The sequence below is a fragment of the Enterobacter cloacae complex sp. S2 genome, from assembly GCF_015159675.1.
Lineage (GTDB): Bacteria > Pseudomonadota > Gammaproteobacteria > Enterobacterales > Enterobacteriaceae > Enterobacter > Enterobacter intestinihominis.
Genome location: NZ_JADDTS010000035.1, coordinates 19233 through 39698, shown reverse-complemented (window position 1 = coordinate 39698; position 20466 = coordinate 19233). Strand labels below are relative to the sequence as shown.

At 55.4% G+C, this 20466-nt stretch carries 18 protein-coding genes and 2 pseudogenes; 9 read left to right on the top strand and 11 right to left on the bottom strand.

The window, feature by feature from the left end; translation table 11 throughout:
• On the top strand, positions 1 to 861 hold the full coding sequence (locus IPZ49_RS16025; RefSeq protein ID WP_023298863.1) for an L-ribulose-5-phosphate 3-epimerase: 861 nt from the start codon (positions 1 to 3) through the stop codon (positions 859 to 861).
• Entirely contained in the window at positions 855 to 1550 is a 696-nt protein-coding gene (araD, locus tag IPZ49_RS16020) for an L-ribulose-5-phosphate 4-epimerase (RefSeq protein ID WP_038416909.1), read from the top strand. Before IPZ49_RS16025 ends, araD begins: the two co-directional genes overlap by 7 nt.
• On the opposite strand, the pseudogene IPZ49_RS16015 reads toward araD, so the two are convergent.
• A pseudogene (locus IPZ49_RS16015) lies at positions 1551 to 1838 on the bottom strand (helix-turn-helix domain-containing protein); the annotation flags it as partial.
• Between the two features lie 6 nt (positions 1839 to 1844).
• On the opposite strand from IPZ49_RS16015, the pseudogene IPZ49_RS16010 reads away from it, so the two are divergent.
• Both IPZ49_RS16010 and IPZ49_RS16005 read left to right on the top strand, forming a co-directional pair.
• Positions 1845 to 2222 (top strand): annotated as a pseudogene (locus IPZ49_RS16010) (glycoside hydrolase family 127 protein); the annotation flags it as partial.
• A gap of 201 nt (positions 2223 to 2423) precedes the next feature.
• A complete protein-coding gene (locus tag IPZ49_RS16005; protein ID WP_047354172.1) occupies positions 2424 to 3500 on the top strand; it encodes a type I restriction endonuclease in 1077 nt (358 codons plus the stop codon).
• A 3-nt stretch (positions 3501 to 3503) separates the two neighbouring features.
• Here IPZ49_RS16005 and IPZ49_RS16000 read toward each other — a convergent pair whose 3' ends face one another.
• From IPZ49_RS16000 to aldB, 3 genes are all read right to left on the bottom strand, one after another.
• A complete protein-coding gene (locus tag IPZ49_RS16000) occupies positions 3504 to 3911 on the bottom strand; it encodes a type II toxin-antitoxin system HicB family antitoxin (RefSeq protein ID WP_063147030.1) in 408 nt (135 codons plus the stop codon).
• A 14-nt stretch (positions 3912 to 3925) separates the two neighbouring features.
• Entirely contained in the window at positions 3926 to 4111 is a 186-nt protein-coding gene (locus tag IPZ49_RS15995) for a type II toxin-antitoxin system HicA family toxin (protein ID WP_071788668.1), read from the bottom strand.
• Positions 4112 to 4354: 243 nt separating this feature from the next.
• Positions 4355 to 5893, bottom strand: a complete 1539-nt coding sequence (gene aldB, locus IPZ49_RS15990) for an aldehyde dehydrogenase AldB (protein ID WP_023307168.1) — start codon at positions 5891 to 5893, stop codon at positions 4355 to 4357.
• Positions 5894 to 6059: 166 nt separating this feature from the next.
• Here aldB and IPZ49_RS15985 point away from each other — a divergent pair, with 166 nt between their 5' ends.
• Positions 6060 to 6944 (top strand): ROK family protein, encoded by an 885-nt coding sequence (locus IPZ49_RS15985; RefSeq protein WP_023298868.1) that lies wholly within the window; start codon positions 6060 to 6062, stop codon positions 6942 to 6944.
• 3 nt (positions 6945 to 6947) lie between these two features.
• Here IPZ49_RS15985 and selB read toward each other — a convergent pair whose 3' ends face one another.
• The 3 genes from selB to IPZ49_RS15970 all read right to left on the bottom strand — a co-directional run bounded on the left by selB (position 6948) and on the right by IPZ49_RS15970 (position 10880).
• Positions 6948 to 8786 (bottom strand): selenocysteine-specific translation elongation factor, encoded by a 1839-nt coding sequence (selB, locus tag IPZ49_RS15980; RefSeq protein ID WP_063147031.1) that lies wholly within the window; start codon positions 8784 to 8786, stop codon positions 6948 to 6950.
• Complete coding sequence (gene selA / locus IPZ49_RS15975; RefSeq protein ID WP_063147032.1) at positions 8783 to 10168, bottom strand: L-seryl-tRNA(Sec) selenium transferase; 1386 nt, start codon at positions 10166 to 10168, stop codon at positions 8783 to 8785. Before selA ends, selB begins: the two co-directional genes overlap by 4 nt.
• Positions 10169 to 10271: 103 nt before the next feature.
• A complete protein-coding gene (locus IPZ49_RS15970; RefSeq protein WP_046620387.1) occupies positions 10272 to 10880 on the bottom strand; it encodes a glutathione S-transferase in 609 nt (202 codons plus the stop codon).
• Between the two features lie 436 nt (positions 10881 to 11316).
• Between IPZ49_RS15970 and IPZ49_RS15965 the strand changes: the two genes are divergently transcribed.
• The 4 genes from IPZ49_RS15965 (at position 11317) to IPZ49_RS15950 (ending at position 15484) form a co-directional block, all read left to right on the top strand.
• Entirely contained in the window at positions 11317 to 13224 is a 1908-nt protein-coding gene (locus tag IPZ49_RS15965) for a PTS mannitol transporter subunit IICBA (RefSeq protein ID WP_063929513.1), read from the top strand.
• Positions 13225 to 13327: 103 nt separating this feature from the next.
• Positions 13328 to 14476, top strand: a complete 1149-nt coding sequence (mtlD, locus tag IPZ49_RS15960) for a mannitol-1-phosphate 5-dehydrogenase (protein WP_023307171.1) — start codon at positions 13328 to 13330, stop codon at positions 14474 to 14476.
• Positions 14473 to 15063: a mannitol operon repressor MtlR gene (mtlR, locus tag IPZ49_RS15955; RefSeq protein ID WP_015572766.1), complete on the top strand. Its 591-nt coding sequence runs from the start codon at positions 14473 to 14475 to the stop codon at positions 15061 to 15063. The genes mtlD and mtlR overlap by 4 nt, the downstream gene beginning before the upstream one ends.
• Positions 15064 to 15121: 58 nt before the next feature.
• A complete protein-coding gene (locus IPZ49_RS15950) occupies positions 15122 to 15484 on the top strand; it encodes a YibL family ribosome-associated protein (protein WP_022649764.1) in 363 nt (120 codons plus the stop codon).
• A gap of 32 nt (positions 15485 to 15516) precedes the next feature.
• Here the strand turns inward: IPZ49_RS15950 and IPZ49_RS15945 are convergent, their stop codons facing one another.
• Genes IPZ49_RS15945 through IPZ49_RS15930 form a run of 4 tightly spaced genes read right to left on the bottom strand, consistent with a single transcriptional unit; the run spans position 15517 to position 20392 of the window.
• Complete coding sequence (locus tag IPZ49_RS15945) at positions 15517 to 16611, bottom strand: fimbrial protein (RefSeq protein ID WP_063147035.1); 1095 nt, start codon at positions 16609 to 16611, stop codon at positions 15517 to 15519.
• Positions 16612 to 16620: 9 nt separating this feature from the next.
• Complete coding sequence (locus IPZ49_RS15940) at positions 16621 to 19101, bottom strand: fimbria/pilus outer membrane usher protein (protein WP_063147036.1); 2481 nt, start codon at positions 19099 to 19101, stop codon at positions 16621 to 16623.
• Positions 19102 to 19105: 4 nt separating this feature from the next.
• Positions 19106 to 19780 carry a molecular chaperone gene (locus IPZ49_RS15935; RefSeq protein WP_022649767.1) on the bottom strand — a complete coding sequence of 225 codons (675 nt, stop codon included), beginning with the start codon at positions 19778 to 19780 and terminating at the stop codon, positions 19106 to 19108.
• A 30-nt stretch (positions 19781 to 19810) separates the two neighbouring features.
• Entirely contained in the window at positions 19811 to 20392 is a 582-nt protein-coding gene (locus IPZ49_RS15930; RefSeq protein WP_003860173.1) for a fimbrial protein, read from the bottom strand.
• Between the last annotated feature and the right edge of the window lie 74 nt (positions 20393 to 20466).

Sequence of the window (20466 nt, the reverse complement as noted above, 5' to 3'; positions counted from 1 at the left end):
ATGCGTCAGCATCCGTTAGGCATTTACGAAAAAGCGCTGCCAAAAGATCTCTCCTGGCCGGAGCGCCTGGTTCTGGCAAAAAGCTGCGGCTTCGATTTTGTGGAGATGTCGGTGGATGAGACCGACGAGCGTTTATCGCGCCTTGAATGGAGTACCACGCAGCGCGCCTCTCTGGTGGAAGCGATGCTGGAGACCGGCGTGGCCATCCCGTCGATGTGCTTGTCTGCCCATCGTCGCTTCCCGTTTGGCAGCCGCGATGACACCGTGCGCGAACGCGCCCGCGAGATCATGACCAAAGCCATCCGGCTGGCCCGTGATTTGGGTATTCGCACCATCCAGCTTGCGGGTTATGACGTGTACTACGAGGAGCATGACGAGGGCACGCAACAGCGCTTTGCCGAAGGGCTGGCGTGGGCCGTAGAGCAGGCCGCTGCCGCGCAGGTAATGCTGGCGGTAGAGATCATGGACACCGCGTTTATGAACTCCATCAGCAAGTGGAAAAAGTGGGACGACATGCTCGCCTCGCCGTGGTTCAGCGTTTACCCGGACGTCGGCAACCTGAGCGCGTGGGGCAACGACGTCACCGCCGAGCTGACGCTGGGCATTGACCGCATCGCCGCTATCCATCTGAAAGACACCCGGCCCGTAACCGAAAAAAGCCCCGGCCAGTTCCGCGATGTGCCGTTTGGCGAGGGCTGCGTCGATTTCGTTGGCGTGTTTAACACGCTAAATCAACTTAACTATCGCGGCGCATTTCTGATTGAAATGTGGACCGAGAAAGCCAAAGAGCCGGTACTGGAGATCATCCAGGCGCGCCGCTGGATTGAAGCCCGAATGCAGGAAGGAGGCATGACATGTTAGAACAACTCAAAGCCGAGGTGCTGGCGGCAAATCTCGCCCTGCCCGCCCACCAGCTGGTGACGTTCACCTGGGGCAACGTCAGCGCGGTTGACCGTGACAGCGGCATGATGGTGATCAAACCATCCGGCGTGGAGTACGACGTGATGACCGCAGAAGATATGGTGGTGGTAAATATCGCCACGGGTAAAGTGGTCGAGGGGAGTAAAAAACCCTCCTCCGACACCCCGACCCATCTCGCGCTGTATCGTCGTTACCCGGAAATTGGCGGCATTGTGCATACCCATTCCCGCCACGCCACCATCTGGTCGCAGGCGGGGCAGGATTTACCCGCATGGGGCACGACGCACGCGGACTATTTCTACGGTGCGATCCCCTGCACGCGGCTGATGACCACGGCTGAAATCGCGGGTGAATATGAATACCAGACGGGGGAAGTCATTATCAAAACCTTCGAGGAGCGCGACATAAGCCCGATGCAGGTCCCGGCGGTGCTGGTACACTCTCACGGCCCGTTTGCCTGGGGCAAAGACGCTGCCGATGCGGTACACAATGCCGTGGTGCTGGAAGAGTGCGCCTATATGGGGCTTTTCTCGCGCCAGCTTGCACCACAGCTTCCGGTTATGCAGCAGGAATTGCTGGATAAGCATTACCTGCGCAAGCATGGCGCAAATGCCTATTACGGCCAGTAATCATCCGGAATTAATATGCTCTTTACAGTACCGCCGTTTCCAGACGGCGGGCGTTAACCCGGTATGTTTTGAGAATATTTGCCGGAAATAACCCACGTCATTAAAACCGCACCGGGCGGCCACTTCAGTTAATGAGGCCGCATCGTTCAGCAGCAGTTTTTCAGCGGCCCTGACGCGCTGGCGGTGAATTGCCTCCGTCAGGGTTAAATGAAACGTCCGACAAAATACTCGCCCCAGGTAATCTGCGTTGCAGTGCAGCTCTTTTGCCAGCTGCGAAGTGGACAGGGGCAGTCCACGCTGACGTTACCGATGCCGGTCCGCCGTGTGTACGGCAACCCGCAGGTGCGCCAGCAGGCGAGGAAAGTCGCATTGCAGCGTGGACCGCTGGTTTACTGCCTGGAAGAAGCCGATAACGGCGCAAATCTGCATAACCTTTCTTTGCCCCAGGACAGCGCGTTTCGGGTCTTCGAAGGCAAAGGCATTTTCGCGCACAAGATGCTGATACAGGCGGAAGAGATCGGGTGTCAGGCGAAGGACACTGATGCCCTGTGGCAGTACGACCACTCGCCGGTAGAACGTCAGCCCCGGACCCTGACCTTTATTCCGTGGTTTAGCTGGGCAAACCGGGGAGAAGGGGAAATGCGGATATGGATGGATGAGGGCATAATTTAAAAAAATAATACATCGTTATATATATAATATACTCAATAAGCTCGGCGTTGTCGGGTTTATTTTCTTTGAATGATTTTAATCACTCTGTGATCCAAACCCCGGAAACGTTTTTTTACTGGTGCCACCCACAAGCGCTTATTGAATGGCATGCATTTTAATGATATTTCATCAAGGCACACAGCAAAGAAATAAGGATATCCCATGGAATTTACAGAAAGACTAAATGCGTTATCTACTAAAATTAGGCAGCAAATTGAAGTAATTAATACAGAAGAAGCAACCAAAACGGCATTTGTAATGCCTTTTATTCATAATGTTTTAGGTTATGACGTATTTGATCCGTCAGAGGTTACGCCTGAATTTGTTTGTGATATCGGTACAAAAAAAGGTGAAAAAATTGACTATGCGATAATGAAAAATAACGATGTGCAAATACTCATCGAATGTAAAAAAATTGGTGAGCCTTTGCATATAAATCATGCTTCACAACTTTTCAGATACTTTCACGTTACAAATGCAAGGATCTCCATCTTAACGAATGGGCAAATATACAGATTTTATACCGACCTCGATGCTCCTAATAAAATGGATGAGAAACCTTTTTTAGAAGTAGACCTGCTTGATATTGATGAAAACGTTATACCTGAATTAAAAAAACTCACCAAATCTTCTTTTGATCTTGAATCCATCATAAACGCGGCTGGAGAATTAAAATACGTTAGTCAAATCAAGAGAATATTGCATACTCAACTTAACAATCCAGAAGACGATTTCGTTAAGTTTTTTGCTTCGCGAGTATATGACGGAATGCTAACCCAAAAAGTCAGAGAATCTTTTCAAAATCTCACGAAAAAGGCAGCAAGTCAGTACATAAACGATCAAGTTAATGAGAGGCTTAAGTCTGCCATTACAGGTATTACTCCGGCTGTCGTCGAAGCGCCAACGGAAACACAGCAAAGTGAAGATGATGAACAAAAAGATGAGAGTGAAATCATCACGACTTTAGAAGAGTTGGAAGGTTTTCATATTGTTAAAGCAATCACGCGAGCAGTGTTGGAGGCACCTCGCATTACCCATAGAGATACAAAGAGCTATTGCGGCATTCTTGTAGACGACAATAACCGCAAGCCTCTTTGCCGGCTGCATTTTAATCGGACTCAAAAATACATCGGGCTCTTTGATCTCGAAAAAAATGAAACACGGCACCCAATTTCTACAGTTGATGATATTTATTCCTTTGCAGATATCCTGAAAGCAACTGCTGCTCTTTACATCTAATCTTCACCGAGGCAGCACGCGACGTGCTGCCTCGGCCAGAAATGCGCTTCGATTGCCGAATTGAGGATGCTCGCTGACAAAGGAATCAATCTTCACCAGCAACCGTCGAGGCATCGTGATGTTGATGCGTTCGGCTCTGCCGTCGAACTGCTTCATATTTATATCCACCAGCAACCATTGCCCGCCTGAGAAGTCGTCAGGATGATTTTCAAGGTGCACTTCGACATTACCCGGGAGAGGCAATGCCTCATCCATTTCAAACAGCGCTTCGAAGTGCGCTGTGAGCGCTTCACGTGCATCCTGAAAAGCATCATCAAGTGAATCTCCCGCAAAAAAACATCCCGGAACGTCAGGGAAGAAACCGCTGGCGCTACCATCGGAATCAGAATGAATGTAAGCCGGATAAAACATAACTACTCCTGATATCAGTGTTTAATGCCCGCCTGTCGCCAGATCTGCGCGAGAGTGCCCGGTTTAATGTCCTTTTTAGGATGCGGAACGGTTACCAACCCTTTTTGCACTGGATGGCGAAACTGATGATGGCTTCCCTTCGTTCTTACACATTTCCAGCCATGGCTAACCAGAACAGCAATGATATCCGCACTTTTCACATCCTAACCCTTCCCTGATTATACACATGATACACACCACCACTACTGGGTTGAATGACATTAGCGCATTAAAAACGGCAGTGCAGCCAGGCTTTGTCGAAACAGGAAGAGGCGTCGAGAAAAAAGAAGGAAGCATCTCAGGTTGCAGATAAAAATGCGGGCACTCTCGTAGGCCGGGTAAGGCGAAGCCGCCACCCGGTTTTAACCCGGCTCAGGCCGCCCGGGACGGCCTGAGCCGGGAGATTAAAACAGCCCCAGCGGTTTATCGGAGTAGCTGACTAACAGACATTTCGTTTGCTGGTAGTGCTCCAGCATCATTTTATGGGTTTCGCGCCCGATGCCCGACTGTTTGTAGCCGCCAAACGCCGCATGAGCCGGATAGGCGTGATAGCAGTTTGTCCATACGCGTCCGGCCTGAATGCCGCGGCCCATTTTATAGGCAAGGTTACCGTTACGGCTCCAGACGCCCGCCCCCAGGCCATACTGCGTGTCGTTCGCGAGCTCCAGCGCCTCGTCCATGGTTTTAAACGTGGTGACGGCCAGCACCGGTCCAAAAATTTCCTCCTGAAAAACGCGCATGTTGTTCTTACCGAACAGGATAGTCGGCTCAAGGTAGTAGCCCTCCTGCAAATCGCCGCCCAGCACCTTACGACGACCGCCGGTCAACACATCGGCCCCCTCTTTTTTACCGATATCAATATAGTTGAGGATGGTTTCCAGCTGGCCATGCGATACCTGCGCCCCCATCTGGGTAACGTTATCCAGCGGATTACCGCTGCGAATCGACTCCACGCGCCGGATCGCCCGCTCCATAAAGCGCTCATAAATGGATTCCTGCACCAGCGCGCGGCTCGGACAGGTGCAGACTTCGCCCTGGTTAAACGCGAACAGCGCAAACCCTTCCAGCGCTTTGTCGAAGAAGGCGTCCTCTTCATCCATCACGTCGGCAAAGAAGATGTTCGGCGATTTCCCGCCCAACTCCAGGGTGACCGGAATGATATTCTGGGTCGCGTACTGCATGATCTGCTGACCCACTTCCGTTGAGCCGGTAAACGCCACTTTGGCGATACGCTTTGAAGTGGCCAGATATTCGCCGATCTCTCCCCCGGCCCCGTTGACCACGTTAATGACCCCCGGCGGCAACAGGTCGCCAATTACCTCCATCAGCAGCAGTACCGAAAGCGGCGTTAAGCGTGCAGGTTTCAGCACAACGCAGTTACCCGCCGCCAGCGCGGGCGCCATTTTCCAGCTCGCCATCAGCAGCGGGAAGTTCCACGGAATAATTTGCCCCACCACGCCGAGCGGCTCGTGGAAGTGATACGCCACGGTATCTTTGTCAACTTCACTTATTCCCCCCTCCTGGGCACGGATGCAGGACGCAAAATAGCGGAAATGGTCGATCGCCAGCGGCACGTCCGCCGCCATGGTTTCGCGGATCGGCTTGCCGTTGTCCCACGTTTCTGCGGTCGCCAGCAGCTCCAGATTCTGCTCCATCCGATCGGCGATTTTGAACAAAATGGCCGCTCTGTCCTGAACGGACATTTGCCCCCACTTATCTTTCGCCTTATGCGCCGCATCCAGCGCTAAATCGATATCCCGTTTGCCCGAACTGGCAATTTCACACAGCGGCTGGCCGGTAACGGGCGTCAGGTTGGAATAGTATTCACCGTCAACGGGCGCCACCCAGTCGCCGCCGATAAAGTTGTCATAGCGGGGCTTCAGCTTAAGGGGAAAACCATACTCGCCAGGCTGGATACGCGATGAGGGAGGATTGTTTGTCATGACCGTCTCCTTGCTGTTGTTGTACAACAAGGGTAGTTCCGGCTGGTGATTTTCTCGCCAGCGGGTAGCGGGTTTACGAGCCGCATCACGGATTACCGTACTTTACGTTTCGTTTCTGCCGCCGCAGCCATACTTAATAGCTCAAGGGCTCATGAGGAATGATGCAATGCAGCTATTTATCGGCTTTGACGTGGGTGGAACCCACATCAAACACGGCGTAATTAATGAAAACGGCGAAGAACTGACATCCGATGAATATGATACGCCGGACGATGAAAGCACCTTCAAAGAGAAGTGGAAAGCGGTAGTGGATAAGTACTGCCAGGAGCACGAGATCGCCAGTATTGGCGTGAGTTTTCCAGGACATATCAATCACCATACTGGCGAAGCGGCCAAAGCCGGGGCGCTGGACTATCTTGACGGCGAAAACCTGTGCGAACTGTTCGCACAGCTGACCGATCTCCCCGTGACAATCGAAAACGATGCCAATTGCGCGGCGCTGGGCGAGCGCTGGCAGGGCGCGGGCAAGGACTATGAGCATTTCGTCTGCATCACCATCGGCACCGGCATCGGCGGCGGTATCGTCATGGAGGGCGATCTCTACCGCGGGTCGCACTACCGGGCGGGTGAGTTTGGCGTGCTACCCGTAGGCAATGAGGGCGAACCGATGCATGAAGTGGCGTCCGCCAGTGGCCTGATGAAAGCCTGCCGCCGCGCGCTGGCCGTGTCGGAAGATGAGATGCCTGATGGTGAGGAGCTGTTTAAACGCATGGACAGCGACGTGCATCTGCGCGAAGCCATTGAAGCGTGGGCGCATTGTCTGTCGCGCGGTATTTACAGCGTGATCTCCATGTTTGATCCGCAGGCGGTGCTGATTGGCGGCGGCATTAGCGAGCAGGAGAAAATCTATCTCCTGCTGGATAAATACCTACAGCGATTCGAGGAGTGGGAAGCGCTCCGGGTGCCCATCCTTCCCTGCGAGCTGGGTAACCAGGCGGGAAGGCTGGGCGCGGTCTGGCTGGCTAAGCAGAAGCAGGCGCGCAGCGCTTAACGCTTACGGAAATAACTGCGCGTCGCGTAGCACATGGTCATTGCCACGACGACGCGTAAACCCGATGCGGTTGAAATACTCCAGGATCTGAATCGCCAGTTTGCGTCCTACGTTCAGCCGATCGCGGAAGTCTGCGGCGCAGGTTGATCCGCGCGCCTGATCCAGCTCCCGGATCAGGTTCGCAAACGCCACGATCCGATCGTTGCGGTAATAACGATCTTTCACGATCGCCACAATCATGCCCTGCTGCGCCGCATGCCGCAGTACCTGACGCATCAGCTGCTCATCGGTATTGGTTTCACGCGCCAGATCGCGCACCCACCAGGGTTCATCGCCAAACAGCGCCGCCACTTTTTGCCAGACCGCGTCCTGCTCAGCGGTAAAACCGGCCTTATGTTCCGGCAGGTGCAGCCAGCCGTGATGACTTGCAATCACGCCGCTTTCACGCATGTTTTCAATCAGCAACAGCACCAGCGCGTCGTCTTCCATGGGCAACGCCATGCGCCGCAGACGTTCACGGCCCGGGCCAGGCTCATCCTGATGCTGTTCATGGTAGGTCGCCAGCGTGCTCAGCACTTTACGCTGCCAGCGCGCCGCCACCGGCGCGTTCAGCAGGCTGTTGCCAGCCTGAATAAAACCCGGCTCCTGCGTCAGAAGACGCAATCCTTCACCGCTGAGCTGGCGCGCCCAGGCGAACGCAGCCAGATCCACCGCACCACGCTCAAGGTGGATATCTAACGCAGACTTGTCGTCACGGGCCTGGGCCAGCGAGGCCAGCCACGCTAAATACTCGGGCTTACGCTTGCCGCGACGGGGCGGATTCAGCATCACCACGCGGGCGCCCGCCAGGGTTTCGCGCGCGGAGATGTCGCGCAGAACCAGGCGGTCGTTATCCGCCAGCCAGAGCGGGGAGTCGAACACCAGTTCGGCGAGATCGTTTTCCAGCAGCGACACGCGTCCGGTGATGTGGCTGGCCGCGTGATGGATATGCAGCGGCTGCCACTGGGTCAGCGGCGTGTGGGTCTGTAGAGAAACGATAATCCGTTCAGAAGGCTCCGGCGGCGCGTCGGCCAGCAGCCAGTCGCCGCGGTTAAGCTGGTCTTTTTCGGCATCACCAGCAATATTCAGGGCGATACGCTGCCCGGCGTGGGCCTGTTCCACCGGCTGGTTTTGCGCGTGAAGCCCGCGCACGCGCATGGGTTTGTTCACGCCCGTCAGCCACAGGGTATCGCCCACGTTAACTTCGCCACTCAGCGCGGTACCGGTCACCACCAGCCCAGCCCCTTTCACGGTAAACGCCCTGTCGATCGCCAGACGGAAGCGGTGATGGCTGGCATGCTCACGAGACGGGATCTGCTGCAAATGGTCGCGAAGAGCGTCGATACCGCGGCCTTCTGTCGCCACGGTGACAAGCAGAGCGGCATCCTTAAAACCATATTCACTCAGCGCCGCCAGTACCTCTTCACGCACCTCGTTGATACGCGCCTCATCCACACGGTCCGCTTTGGTAAGGGCGACGGTCAACTGCGGGTTTCCCGTCAGTTGCAGGATCGCCAGATGCTCGCGCGTTTGCGCCATCACCCCGTCATCGCATGCGACAACCAGCAGAGCGTGATCGATCCCGCCCACGCCCGCGAGCATATTGGAAAGAAACTTCTCGTGACCGGGCACGTCGATAAAGCCCAGCACGCGACCGTCGGGCTGTGGCCAGTAGGCGTAACCCAGGTCAATGGTCATGCCGCGCTTTTTCTCTTCCGGCAGGCGATCGGCATTCACGCCCGTAATGGCCTGCAATAACGTGGTTTTGCCGTGGTCAACGTGACCGGCGGTGGCAATAATCATTTCAACATCATCTCCAGAAACCGCCCTTCATCTTCCAGGCAGCGTAAATCCAGCCACATACGACCATCACCGATCCGGCCAATCACTGGCGTCGGTAATGCACGCCAGCGCGCCGACAGCGCCTCAAGCTGGCTTCCGCGTCCGTCGCGCGGGGTGAACGTCAGCGCTTCGCTCGGTAACCTGTCCACGGGCAGCGAGCCGCTGCCAATTTGCGACAGGCAAGGCTCGATACGAACGTCAAACTCAGGGTAATGGGGAGCAACCTGCGGCAGTAGCGCTTCCGCCCGCGCGCGAACAGAGGCTTCATCACGGCTCAGCAAACGCAACGTGGGCAGGCGGTCAGCCAGTTTCTCCGGGTGGAGATAGAGCCGCAGCGTGGCTTCCAGCGCGGCCAGCGTCATTTTATCGGCACGCAGGGCACGCTTCAGTGGGTGCTGCTGTAGCTGCGCAATCAGCTCGCGCTTGCCGACGATAATCCCCGCCTGCGGCCCGCCCAGCAGTTTATCGCCGGAGAAACTGACCAGGCTTACGCCCGCAGCAACCATTTCCTGCACCATTGGCTCTTTCGGCAGACCGTACTGGCGCATATCCACCAGCGACCCGCTGCCGAGATCGGCAATCACCGGCACGTTTAGCTCGCGCCCGATGGCGGCCAGTTCGGCCTCTTCCACCGTTTTGGTGAACCCCTCAATGTGGTAATTGCTGGTATGCACTTTCATCAGCAGGGCGGTGTTTTCATTCACCGCCGCGCGATAATCTTTTGCATGGGTACGGTTGGTTGTGCCCACTTCATGCAGCGTGCAGCCCGCCTGGCGCATGACATCCGGAATACGAAACGCCCCGCCGATCTCCACCAGCTCGCCGCGAGAGACGACAACCTCTTTTCCGCTCGCGGTGGCCGCCAGCATTAACAGCACCGCCGCCGCGTTGTTATTCACAATGCAGGCATCTTCCGCGCCGGTGATCTGGCAGAGAAGATCCGCCAGTGCGCGATCGCGATGCCCGCGCCCGGCGCCGTCCAGATCGTACTCCAGCGTCACCGGCGAGCGCATGGCCCGGGTGACGGCCTCTATCGCTTCTTCTGCCTGCTGTGCCCGGCCCAGATTGGTGTGCAGAACCGTGCCCGTCAGGTTAATAACCGGGCGCAACGCGCTTTGCGCGTGCTTGCTCAGCCTCCATTCAACTTCCTGCGCCCATGCCTCGCACCAGCCGGGTAGCGCGTTTTCAGCCTGGATATGGCGACGCGCATCGTCCTGAAGCTGGCGTAGCATGTCGACCGTTGCAGTATGGCCAAACTGCTCCAGCACCGCAGTGATGCGCGGATCACGAAGCAGACGATCGGTAGCGGGGATCTGGCTGTAGAGGGAATGATGAGTAGTCATGAATGCGCCTGGCGAGTAAATATCTTCCCCCCTCCCGACGGGAGAGGGAGTTAACATGTGGGGGGATTGTACCGCCTCCCGCCAGGAAGTGTTATAACCCGCATCAAGCCTTTGGTGGTTCAGTCCGGGCGAAACTTTCGCGCTGGAAGAGCGTCTCCGCCAGTTTGACCAGCAGCGGACGATCCACGCACCAGCCCGGCGAGACGCGGCGGAAATTGAGGTAGCCAATGGCGCAGGCGATGGCGATCGTCGCCAGATTCAGGCTATCGCTCTGAATTTTCCCGTCGCGGATCAGCTGTTCGCACATATCCAGGCTGCGGCTGATTTTTTCGCGCTGGCGCAGCAGCTCATTTTCTGACTGCTGGGCGGCGGGCCTTGCCTGCTCGCGTACGGACGTTAATGCCGCATCCATAATGCCATCCGCCAGGGCTTCAATTTGCTTCATCGCCAGCGCTGCTTTTGGATCCGCCGGCAGCATGGCTGGCGCAACGCCAAGCAGCTCGATGTACTCCGCAATGATCGGGGAATCAAACCAGTAGTCGCCCTCGTCCGTTACCAGCGCCGGGACTTTCCCCAGCGGGTTGTACTGCGCAACGCCGTTCTCTGCGTGGTACGGTTGTTCATTTACGAATTCAAATTCAATCCCTTTCTCCAGCAGGAGAATCGAAATCTTACGCACGAAAGGACTGGTATAACTGCCGATGAGTTTCATTGCTTATCCTTAATGCCCATAAAGAGGTCAGTATGGATCAAGCCGTGAAAAAAGGCAGGTGTACGTATCGCATTCCTGCCGTGAGGGGATACGGGAGAAATCTGCATAAAAATATTTTGTGAATCAAATCACAATCTGGAAACAAACAGCCAACTTAACATTGTGATATTAATCACAAAATAGCCCTCATTTTGGCGTAATTCTGAGCAATGTATTTTTTTTACACATCCATTATGTGATCGCGATCACTTCATTAATATCCTCACCCCCTACATTCATGTGATTCAGATCACACAAAATTCCGCTGTCTGGACAGTTGAACGATTCAGTGCCAGATTTCACAGCATCAGAACAGGGCCCGGCTACCTCTGCCGCCGCACATTAACGATAAACCTCGGGCCACAAGCCTAAGCGTAAACATAAGAAGGGGTGTTTTATGTCATCCGATTTCAAGATCAAAGTGCAAAGCTTTGGTCGTTTCCTCAGCAACATGGTGATGCCAAATATCGGCGCGTTTATCGCGTGGGGTATTATCACCGCATTATTTATTCCGACAGGGTGGTTGCCTAACGAAACGCTGGCGAAACTTGTTGGCCCAATGATTACGTACCTGCTGCCGCTGCTCATCGGTTATACCGGTGGTCGTCTGGTGGGCGGTGACCGTGGTGGTGTCGTGGGTGCCATCACAACCATGGGGGTGATTGTCGGTGCGGATATGCCGATGTTCCTCGGTGCGATGATTGCCGGTCCTCTGGGCGGCTGGGCGATCAAGAAATTTGACGTCTGGGTTGATGGCAAGATCAAATCCGGCTTCGAAATGCTGGTGAACAACTTCTCCGCGGGCATCATCGGGATGATCCTCGCGATTCTGGCGTTCCTCGGCATTGGCCCTGCGGTTGAAGTGCTCTCCAAACTGCTGGCGGCGGGCGTTAACTTCATGGTGGCGCATGACATGCTGCCGCTGGCGTCTATCTTCGTTGAACCGGCGAAAATCCTGTTCCTGAACAACGCCATCAACCACGGTATCTTCTCACCGCTGGGTATTCAGCAGTCACACGATCTCGGCAAGTCCATCTTCTTCCTGATTGAAGCGAACCCGGGTCCGGGTATGGGCGTTCTGCTGGCGTACATGTTCTTTGGTCGCGGCAGCGCGAAACAGTCTGCTGGCGGCGCGGCGATCATTCACTTCCTGGGCGGTATTCACGAAATTTACTTCCCGTATGTGCTGATGAACCCACGTCTGATCCTGGCCGTTATCCTTGGCGGTATGACCGGCGTGTTCACCCTGAGCGTACTGGGCGGTGGTCTGGTGTCTCCTGCTTCTCCAGGCTCTATTCTGGCGGTGCTGGCGATGACCCCGAAAGGCGCCTACTTCGCGAACATCGCGGCGATCTGTGCGGCCATGGCCGTCTCCTTCGTGGTCTCCGCTATCCTGCTGAAAACCAGCAAGGTGAAAGAAGACGACGATATCGAAGCGGCAACCCGTCGTATGCATGACATGAAAGCCGAATCCAAAGGCGCAACGCCGCTGGCGGCGGGTGATGTCTCTAACGACCTGAGCCACGTGCGTAAAATTATCGTGGCCTGTGATGCCGGTATGGGTTCCAGCGCAATGGGTGCGGGCGTGCTGCGTAAGAAAGTGCAGGATGCGGGTCTGACCAACATCTCCGTGACCAACAGCGCGATTAACAACCTGCCGCCGGACGTTGACCTGGTGATCACGCACCGCGATCTGACCGAGCGCGCCATGCGTCAGGTGCCGCAGGCGCAGCACATTTCCCTGACCAACTTCCTCGACAGCGGCCTGTACACCAGCCTGACTGAACGTCTGGTTGCGGCCCAGCGCCATGAAGATAACGAAGTGAAGGTGCGCACCAGCCTGCAAGACAGCTTCGACGAGAGCAACGCGCATCTGTTCAAACTGGGCGCAGAAAATATCTTCCTTGGCCGCACGGCGACCAATAAAGAAGAGGCCATTCGCTTCGCCGGTGAGCAGCTTGTGAAAGGCGGCTACGTTCAGTCTGAGTACGTTGAGGCGATGCTGGAGCGTGAAAAGCTGACCCCAACCTACCTGGGTGAATCCATCGCGGTTCCGCACGGTACGGTTGAAGCGAAAGACCGCGTGCTGAAAACCGGCGTGGTGTTCTGTCAGTATCCTGATGGCGTGCGCTTCGGTGAAGAAGAGGACGACATCGCCCGTCTGGTGATTGGTATCGCCGCTCGCAATAACGAGCATATCCAGGTGATTACCAGCCTGACCAACGCGCTGGATGACGAAACGGTTATTGAGCGTCTGGCCAATACCACCAGCGTTGAAGAAGTTCTGGCTCTGCTTAACAAGTAACAGCGCCTCTTCCCTCTCCCCCCCGGGGAGAGGGCTAGGGTGAGGGGGAAAACGTTCCTCACCCCAGCCCTCTCGGGTAAAAACATTGATGAAGGTTAACACTATGAAAGCATTACATTTTGGCGCAGGTAATATCGGACGTGGCTTTATCGGTAAACTGCTGGCAGACGCAGGCATTACCCTGACATTCGCCGATGTGAATCAGGTGGTTCTGGATGCCCTGAATGCCCGTCATAGCTATCAGGTTCACGTGGTGGGTGAAAACGAACAGGTTGAAACGGTCTCTGGCGTCAACGCGGTAAGCAGCATTGGCGACGACGTGATTGACCTCATCGCAAGCGTTGATCTGGTCACCACAGCCGTGGGTCCGGTGGTGCTTGAGCGTATCGCCCCGGCGGTCGCGAAAGGCCTGGCGAAGCGTAAAGCACAAGGCGTTGAAACGCCGCTGAACATCATCGCCTGTGAAAACATGGTGCGCGGCACCACGCAGCTGAAAGGCCACGTTCTGGCCGCTGTGGCTGATGAAGATAAAGCCTGGGTTGAAGCGCACGTTGGTTTTGTGGATTCCGCCGTTGACCGCATCGTTCCGCCATCAGAATCCGCCACCAACGACCCGCTGGAAGTGACGGTGGAAACCTTCAGCGAGTGGATCGTTGATAAAACTCAGTTTAAAGGCGCGCTGCCGTCCATTCCGGGAATGGAATTAACCGATAATCTGATGGCATTTGTCGAACGTAAACTCTTCACGCTGAACACCGGGCATGCTATAACCGCGTACCTCGGGAAATTGGCCGGTCATCAGACGATTCGTGACGCGATCCTCGATGAGAACATCCGTGCGGTGGTCAAAGGGGCAATGGAAGAGAGCGGCGCGGTGCTGATCAAACGCTACGGTTTTGATGCTGATAAACACGCAGCATACATCCAGAAAATCCTCGGTCGTTTTGAAAACCCGTATCTGAAAGATGACGTTGAGCGCGTGGGTCGTCAACCGCTGCGTAAACTGAGCGCGGGTGACCGCCTGATTAAACCGCTGCTGGGCACTCTGGAATACGGTCTGCCGCACGCTAACCTGGTGAAAGGGATTGCTGCCGCAATGCATTACCGCAGCGAGCAGGACCCGCAGGCGATTGAGCTGGCTCAGCTGATTGATGACAAAGGCGCACAGGCTGCGCTGGCGCAGATTTCCGGTCTGGATGCCAACAGTGACGTGGTTGCGGAGGCGGTCAGCGCATACAACGCAACCAAATGATGCAGAGTCCGGCGCAGGTTAGCCTGCGCCCGAATAACAGATTGTCAGATATGCAGGCAATAATGGAACAAACCCAGGCCTTTGAAAATCGTGTGCTTGAGCGTCTGAATGCTGGCAAAACCGTACGAAGTTTCCTGATCGCCGCCGTCGAGCTGTTAACCGAGGCGGTGAACATTCTGGTGCTTCAGGTGTTTCGCAAAGACGACTACGCGGTAAAGTATGCTGTAGAACCGTTACTTGACGGAGACGGACCGCTGGGCGATTTATCGGTACGGCTGAAGCTGATTTACGGTCTTGGCGTGCTGAACCGCCAGGAGTATGAAGACGCCGAGCTGTTAATGGCGCTGCGCGAAGAGCTCAATCATGACGGTAATGAGTACACCTTTACCGATGATGAGATACTGGGGCCCTTCGGCGAACTGCACTGCGTATCCGCGCTCCCTCCCGCACCTCAGTTTGATAACAGCGACCCCGAGCTGTACGCGATGCAAAAGCTGCGTTATCAACAGGTTGTGCGCTCCACCATGGTGCTTTCCCTGACTGAGCTGATTTCTAAAATCAGCTTAAAAAAAGCGTTTCAGAAGTAAGCCCGCACACATTGGTGTATCCTTCCCTGTAAATTCCCCGTTTTCAGAGTTATTTGTCATGAAAGAAGTCGAAAAGAACGAAATTAAACGCCTGAGCGACCGTCTGGATCTGATCCGCCATCAGATGGCTGGCCTCTCCCTTGTTGATTCCGCCGAGAAATATGCCGAGCTGGAAAAAGAGTCCGTGAAGCTGGAGGCGGAAATTGAGCGCCTGCGCGATGTGAAAGGCCAGAAGCTGAGTAAAGAGGCGCAGAAGCTGATGAACATGCCGCATCGCCGCGCGATCACCAAAAAAGAGCAGGCCGACATGGGCAAGCTGAAGAAAAGCGTCCGTGGCCTGGTGGTGGTGCACCCGATGACTGAGCTTGGCCGCGAAATGGGCCTGAAAGAGATGACGGGTTTTAGTAAGACCGCGTTCTGATCGCTCTCCCCTGCCGGAGCGGCAGGGGAAACTCAGTTGTAAATCAGGTTAAACGTGGCCATCGCATCCGCTTTTCCCGCCGTTACGTTCTCTTCCGTCTGAATGTAATGCGCATCAAACCAGAAGGTCTGCGTCTGGTTATCCCCCACCTGGCCAAGCGCTGACACCTGCGGGGTGTTCCACGATACCACCTGCCCCTGAACCGAACCGGTATTGTCACCGTAAAGCAGTTCGATCCCGACACCGCTGGCGCTATCCTCCTGCTTCGTCAACGCCAGCGCCCGATCGTTGCCCGGCGTGGTATCGCCAAAGAAACCCATCTTAACCGCCGTGTTATTTTCACAGGTCACCAAAATGCTGAAGCGTCCGCCTCCGGCGCGGGAGCCGATACCGTGAAATTCACGCTGGCTCACGCTCCCCATGGGAACAAGAATGCTGCGAGAGCCCACTGAGCAGCTGGTACGCCTGACGGTGAAGCTGGCGAGATGGATCTGTACCGGTGTCGCCACGTTGGTGGCGCTGGCTTGATTTTCTCCCGCCTGCAATATCAGCGAGCCGACATTTTGCTCCTGGGAATTGGCGTTATCGTCAGGCATGGCGCTGGTCGTCGGGATTTTGTAAAACACCACCCAGAACTGCATTTTGTACGTTGAGGCGCTGGCAAAGGCGGGGTTTTGCGATGCGTCGCAAATGCGCCGAGACTCATTGCCATTCACCTGACTTGTGCCGTCAATATAGCGTATCGCATCGGCGCCGCAGTACTGCTGCTCGCGAAACCCGAGCGCGTAGCCGATGCCGTCAATCTGGGTTTTGTAGACGTGCCGCGACGCACCGTCTTCACCCACCACGGTGCCGACGGGGTTATCCACGTCGACAAAGCCGATACTACGCCAGGCATCATTCCCGCCATCACAGCTGTAGAAATCTGCCCCGGTAGACTGTATCGGCGCAGATATCGGCGTCCAGTCAGCCGTGCCGGGAGCATATCCAATGGCGTAGGGTACCTGGACAACCCACTGATCGCGCGTGGTGCGGCAAGGTGAAGTCTGAGCATGGGCATGAAAACTCAGCATGCCAAAAAGCGAAAGAAGGCTCAGATAGAAAAACCAGTGAATAAAACGACGCATGATATTCCTCTAATGGCACTCAACGGACAGCGTGGCGATACCGGGAGCCATATGAGCTTTCCCCAGTCTGAAAGGTGTCTGGCATTGCTGCTGCTCCCCGTTTTCATACCAGGTGACGCGCAGGGTGCCGCGCTCTGGTACTCCACTCAGGTAGGCCTGACCGCCGTCAGCGACCATGCTTCGGTTTGCAGAATGGCGGTTCTGCTCCACCACTTCAGCCTGCGCGCCAAACGGCAACGGTTCGCCGTGGTAGCGCAGGGAAAACAGAACGCGATAACCAATGTGGGTTGTGTAATTGGCCAGCACCACCGCGCCGCTGGTGGGAATGAGCGTCAGACCGCTTTGCTCAATGTCGACGTTCTCACCCAGCGTCGCCGTATCAAGGCTGACGGTATTTTTGCGATACGCCGAGAGCGTTGGCATGACCGCATAGCCGCGGCTGTCGGTATGGATCCCGTTGTAGCCCTCCGGCTCAACGTTCGCCGCGCCGGGCACGCGCAGCAGGGCGACGGTATCGCCCAGCGGCTGGCTAAGCGTGACGCCATACTGCGTGGCGACAACGCCTCCGGCGAGTCCAAGACTCGCGTTGCTACCGTTTCGGCTGTGGTCATAACCGAGGCTGACGTTGCCGTAGCCACCGTTGTATTGCAGCGCCAGGCTGGTGCTGTCGGCCTCTCCCTCACTGGTCTTACTCTGCTGAACGCTGTAATTCAGGTTGCGGTTCGCCAGCGCGCTGCCGTTGAGTGACACCTGCTGCGTGGTCATCCCACGATTGTTGTGGTTGGCGTAGTAACTGACCGAACTGCCCGGCAGCCAGTTGCCAAGCGGAACATTGACGTTAAACGACACGGTGCGATCGGGATGCTGCTCAAGCGCTGAGTCGGTGTAGTCATACCCCGCGCCCCAGGAAATACCCCGCCAGCTGGTGTACCAGCCAATGTGGATGGTTTTATCCTGCCCGGACGTATGCCAGTAATCCTGCATCCATGCCGAGACGCTGAGGCTGCCGAACTGACCCAGCGTCTGTGAAAAAGTGACCTGCGAGCGGCTACGGCGATTATTGAGTTGCAGCTGTTGGCTGTCAGACTGATTCAGTTCACTAAATTCGTAGTAATTGCGCGAGGCATAGCGATAGCTCGCCAGGTTGAAGGCGGTGCCGGTAGCGCTGAAATCTTTCTGGTACTGAATGCGCCACGCCTGCCCCATCGCGCTTTTGCCGTCGGGTAAACGGCTTTTTGCCAGCGTATCGTCAATACCCAGCGAGCCAAATGCGCCAAACCCTCTGCCTACGCCAATTGCACCGGCCTGATAGTTGCTCGCCGTACGAAAGCCGCCATACACCGTCATCCTGGAGAGCAGACCGTAGAAGAAAGCGCCTTCAACAAATTCGGGCGAACGCGCATCACCGGAGCCGGAGTGAAATCGTCCTGCATTGAGACTGTATTTCAGGCTGCCCTGGCGTCGCATAAACGGCACCGCAGAATAGGGCTGGGTAAAGACGCGCGTTGAGCCATCACTTTCCGTGACCGTAACCTGTAGATCGCCACTTTGTGCGCCCGGGAACAGATCGTTAATGATAAATGGCCCGGCGGCCACCCAGGTTTCATAGATCACATAGCCATTTTGCGAAACGGAGACTTTAGCGAAGCTGTGTGCGACGCCGCGGATGGTTGGTGCGAAGCCGCGCTGGCTGTCGGGCAACATGCTTTCGCTTGATGAGAGCTGTACCCCGCGAAACGCCACGCTATCGAAGACGTCGCCTGCGGTCCAGGCATCACCGATCCGTAGCTGGCTGTTAAGACGGCGAATATCCCGGGTCAGCCAGCTACTTTGCGACTGAAAATGGTTGCCGCCCGCGTCGCTGTAGCTCCAGGCCGAGGTGTTACGCAGCCGCCACGCCCCCAGATTGATGCCGTTACGCAGGCTCAGATAGCTGGATGTTGTGACCCCGCTCTGATGACGGGCCTGACCGCCCGACAGACTGTAATCAGTAAATGCCGCCGGGATACCATCGTCCCACTGCGACTGCGGCACGTAGCCACGGCTGCGGTGTTTCATTGCCGCCTGCGGCAGGCTGAGAAAGAGACGCTGCTGGTTGAAATCATAAGAGGTTCGCGCTGCCGGAATAAAATCCTCGATGTGCGTGAACGTTTCTCCCTCCTGCAACCGGGAGAATGCAGGAATGGCCCCTACATTTACGCCAAGCGCTTCCAGCAGCGATACGCTAAAAACGGGTTGCAGGCTGCCTTTCTCATTGACGAAGGTGATCTCCTGATGCCGCTCCTCGCGTCCGTTAATCTCCAGCGTCACGAGCCAGGTGCCTGGCATCTGCCCGCCCTTTTCAGAGAAATAGTGCAGATCCGCCGTTTTCTGTTCAGTAGAGGAAAGCTCCAGCGCGGCGGGATCAAAGTAATCCTCGGCCATCCCCGTGCGGCTGAAGCTAAGCAGCAACACCGAAAGCGGCGCGTAACGAAACAGGCGAAAAGGCATGGTCTTAAAGAGGCTGGGTGTGGGTGGCGGTGATGGCACCAAAATCATTAATAGCCGACCAGCTTACGCCCCCGGAGGCGGACACAGGCCATTCCCGGGTTTCCCCTGGACCGATCATGCCCGGCTGCTCAATTTTATGCCCGCCAACGGTCAGACGATAAAAAGAGACGTAGTATGGCGTCGGGTTAGCGGCCTTAAGCCCTTTTCCCGTTCGCGAAAACGTTATTTTCTGCCAGGCCGTGGCGGCGTCCCCTTTCAGGTTGTCCGGGCGGTAGAAGATTTTAAATTTCGATTTGACGTTTACCTGTAATTCGTTGCTGCTCTCTTTTGGCTTTGGCGCTATCGCTTTAATATCGAGCCAGAATACAGATTCACGATCTGTGGGCAGCGGAGCGCCGGTATATTGAATACGCAGCGTGTTGGTCTGCTCCGGATCAAGTCTGAACAGAGGTGGTGTGACAATAAATGGCGCAGCGTTATTTTTATCCGGCCCATCGCCTTCAACCCACGACTGAATAAGATAGGGAACCGCACTTTCCATATTAGAAACAGAAAATGCCACCTCCTTGCTGTTTTGCGGGTATACGATCCGTGTTCCCCCCATTACAACGCCAGCGGAAACTGACGCAGAACTAACCATTAATGCAGTGAGCATAATATACGATAAACGTTTCATCATTATTATCTCTGGAGGTGGCTGACAGTGAAATCAGTTATAAACCATCAGGAAGTTGGATACGGCGTTAACATCGCCGGCGTTGATTTCCGTGCCATCTTTGTCAAGTGCGGCATAGAAAGTTAATTCAGCATTGCCTTCATCATCCGGTGCGGTTGTTTCAGATACCGTACCCGGTTTAATCGCGGTGCTGCGATCGCTGTTATAAAGCTTCACGCCGACACCCGTCGCCATACCTTCACCTGGCGTAACCTGAAGCAGTGTGTCATTCACCGTATCTTTGGTTCCGTCAAACAGTACCGCAACCGATTCAACCGTCTCCGGGCAGTTTTCCACGTTGATTTTGAACTCGCGCGGCGTCGTTTCGTTGTGATCGTCAAAGTAGCTTTTTGCCCACGCCCCAAGGTCTACCGTTTTGTTTTTAGAGGCCGGAGTAATATCACAGGAAATAAGGGTAATCTTCCCGGTAAAATTGATCACCCCGCCCGTACTTTGCGAACCCGCACCGGTATCCAGAGAAGCATTAACGCCAGAATCACTGCTTGCCAGTACTGATTGAGAAGATAACAGCAGCCCCGCCGCGGCAATCGCCAGCGCCACATTTTTGATTTTCATTTGGAACAATTTCCCCTCTGTAAATTAAACAGATATAGACTTGTTGTACCAGGTACAATAACCGCTATAAGGAT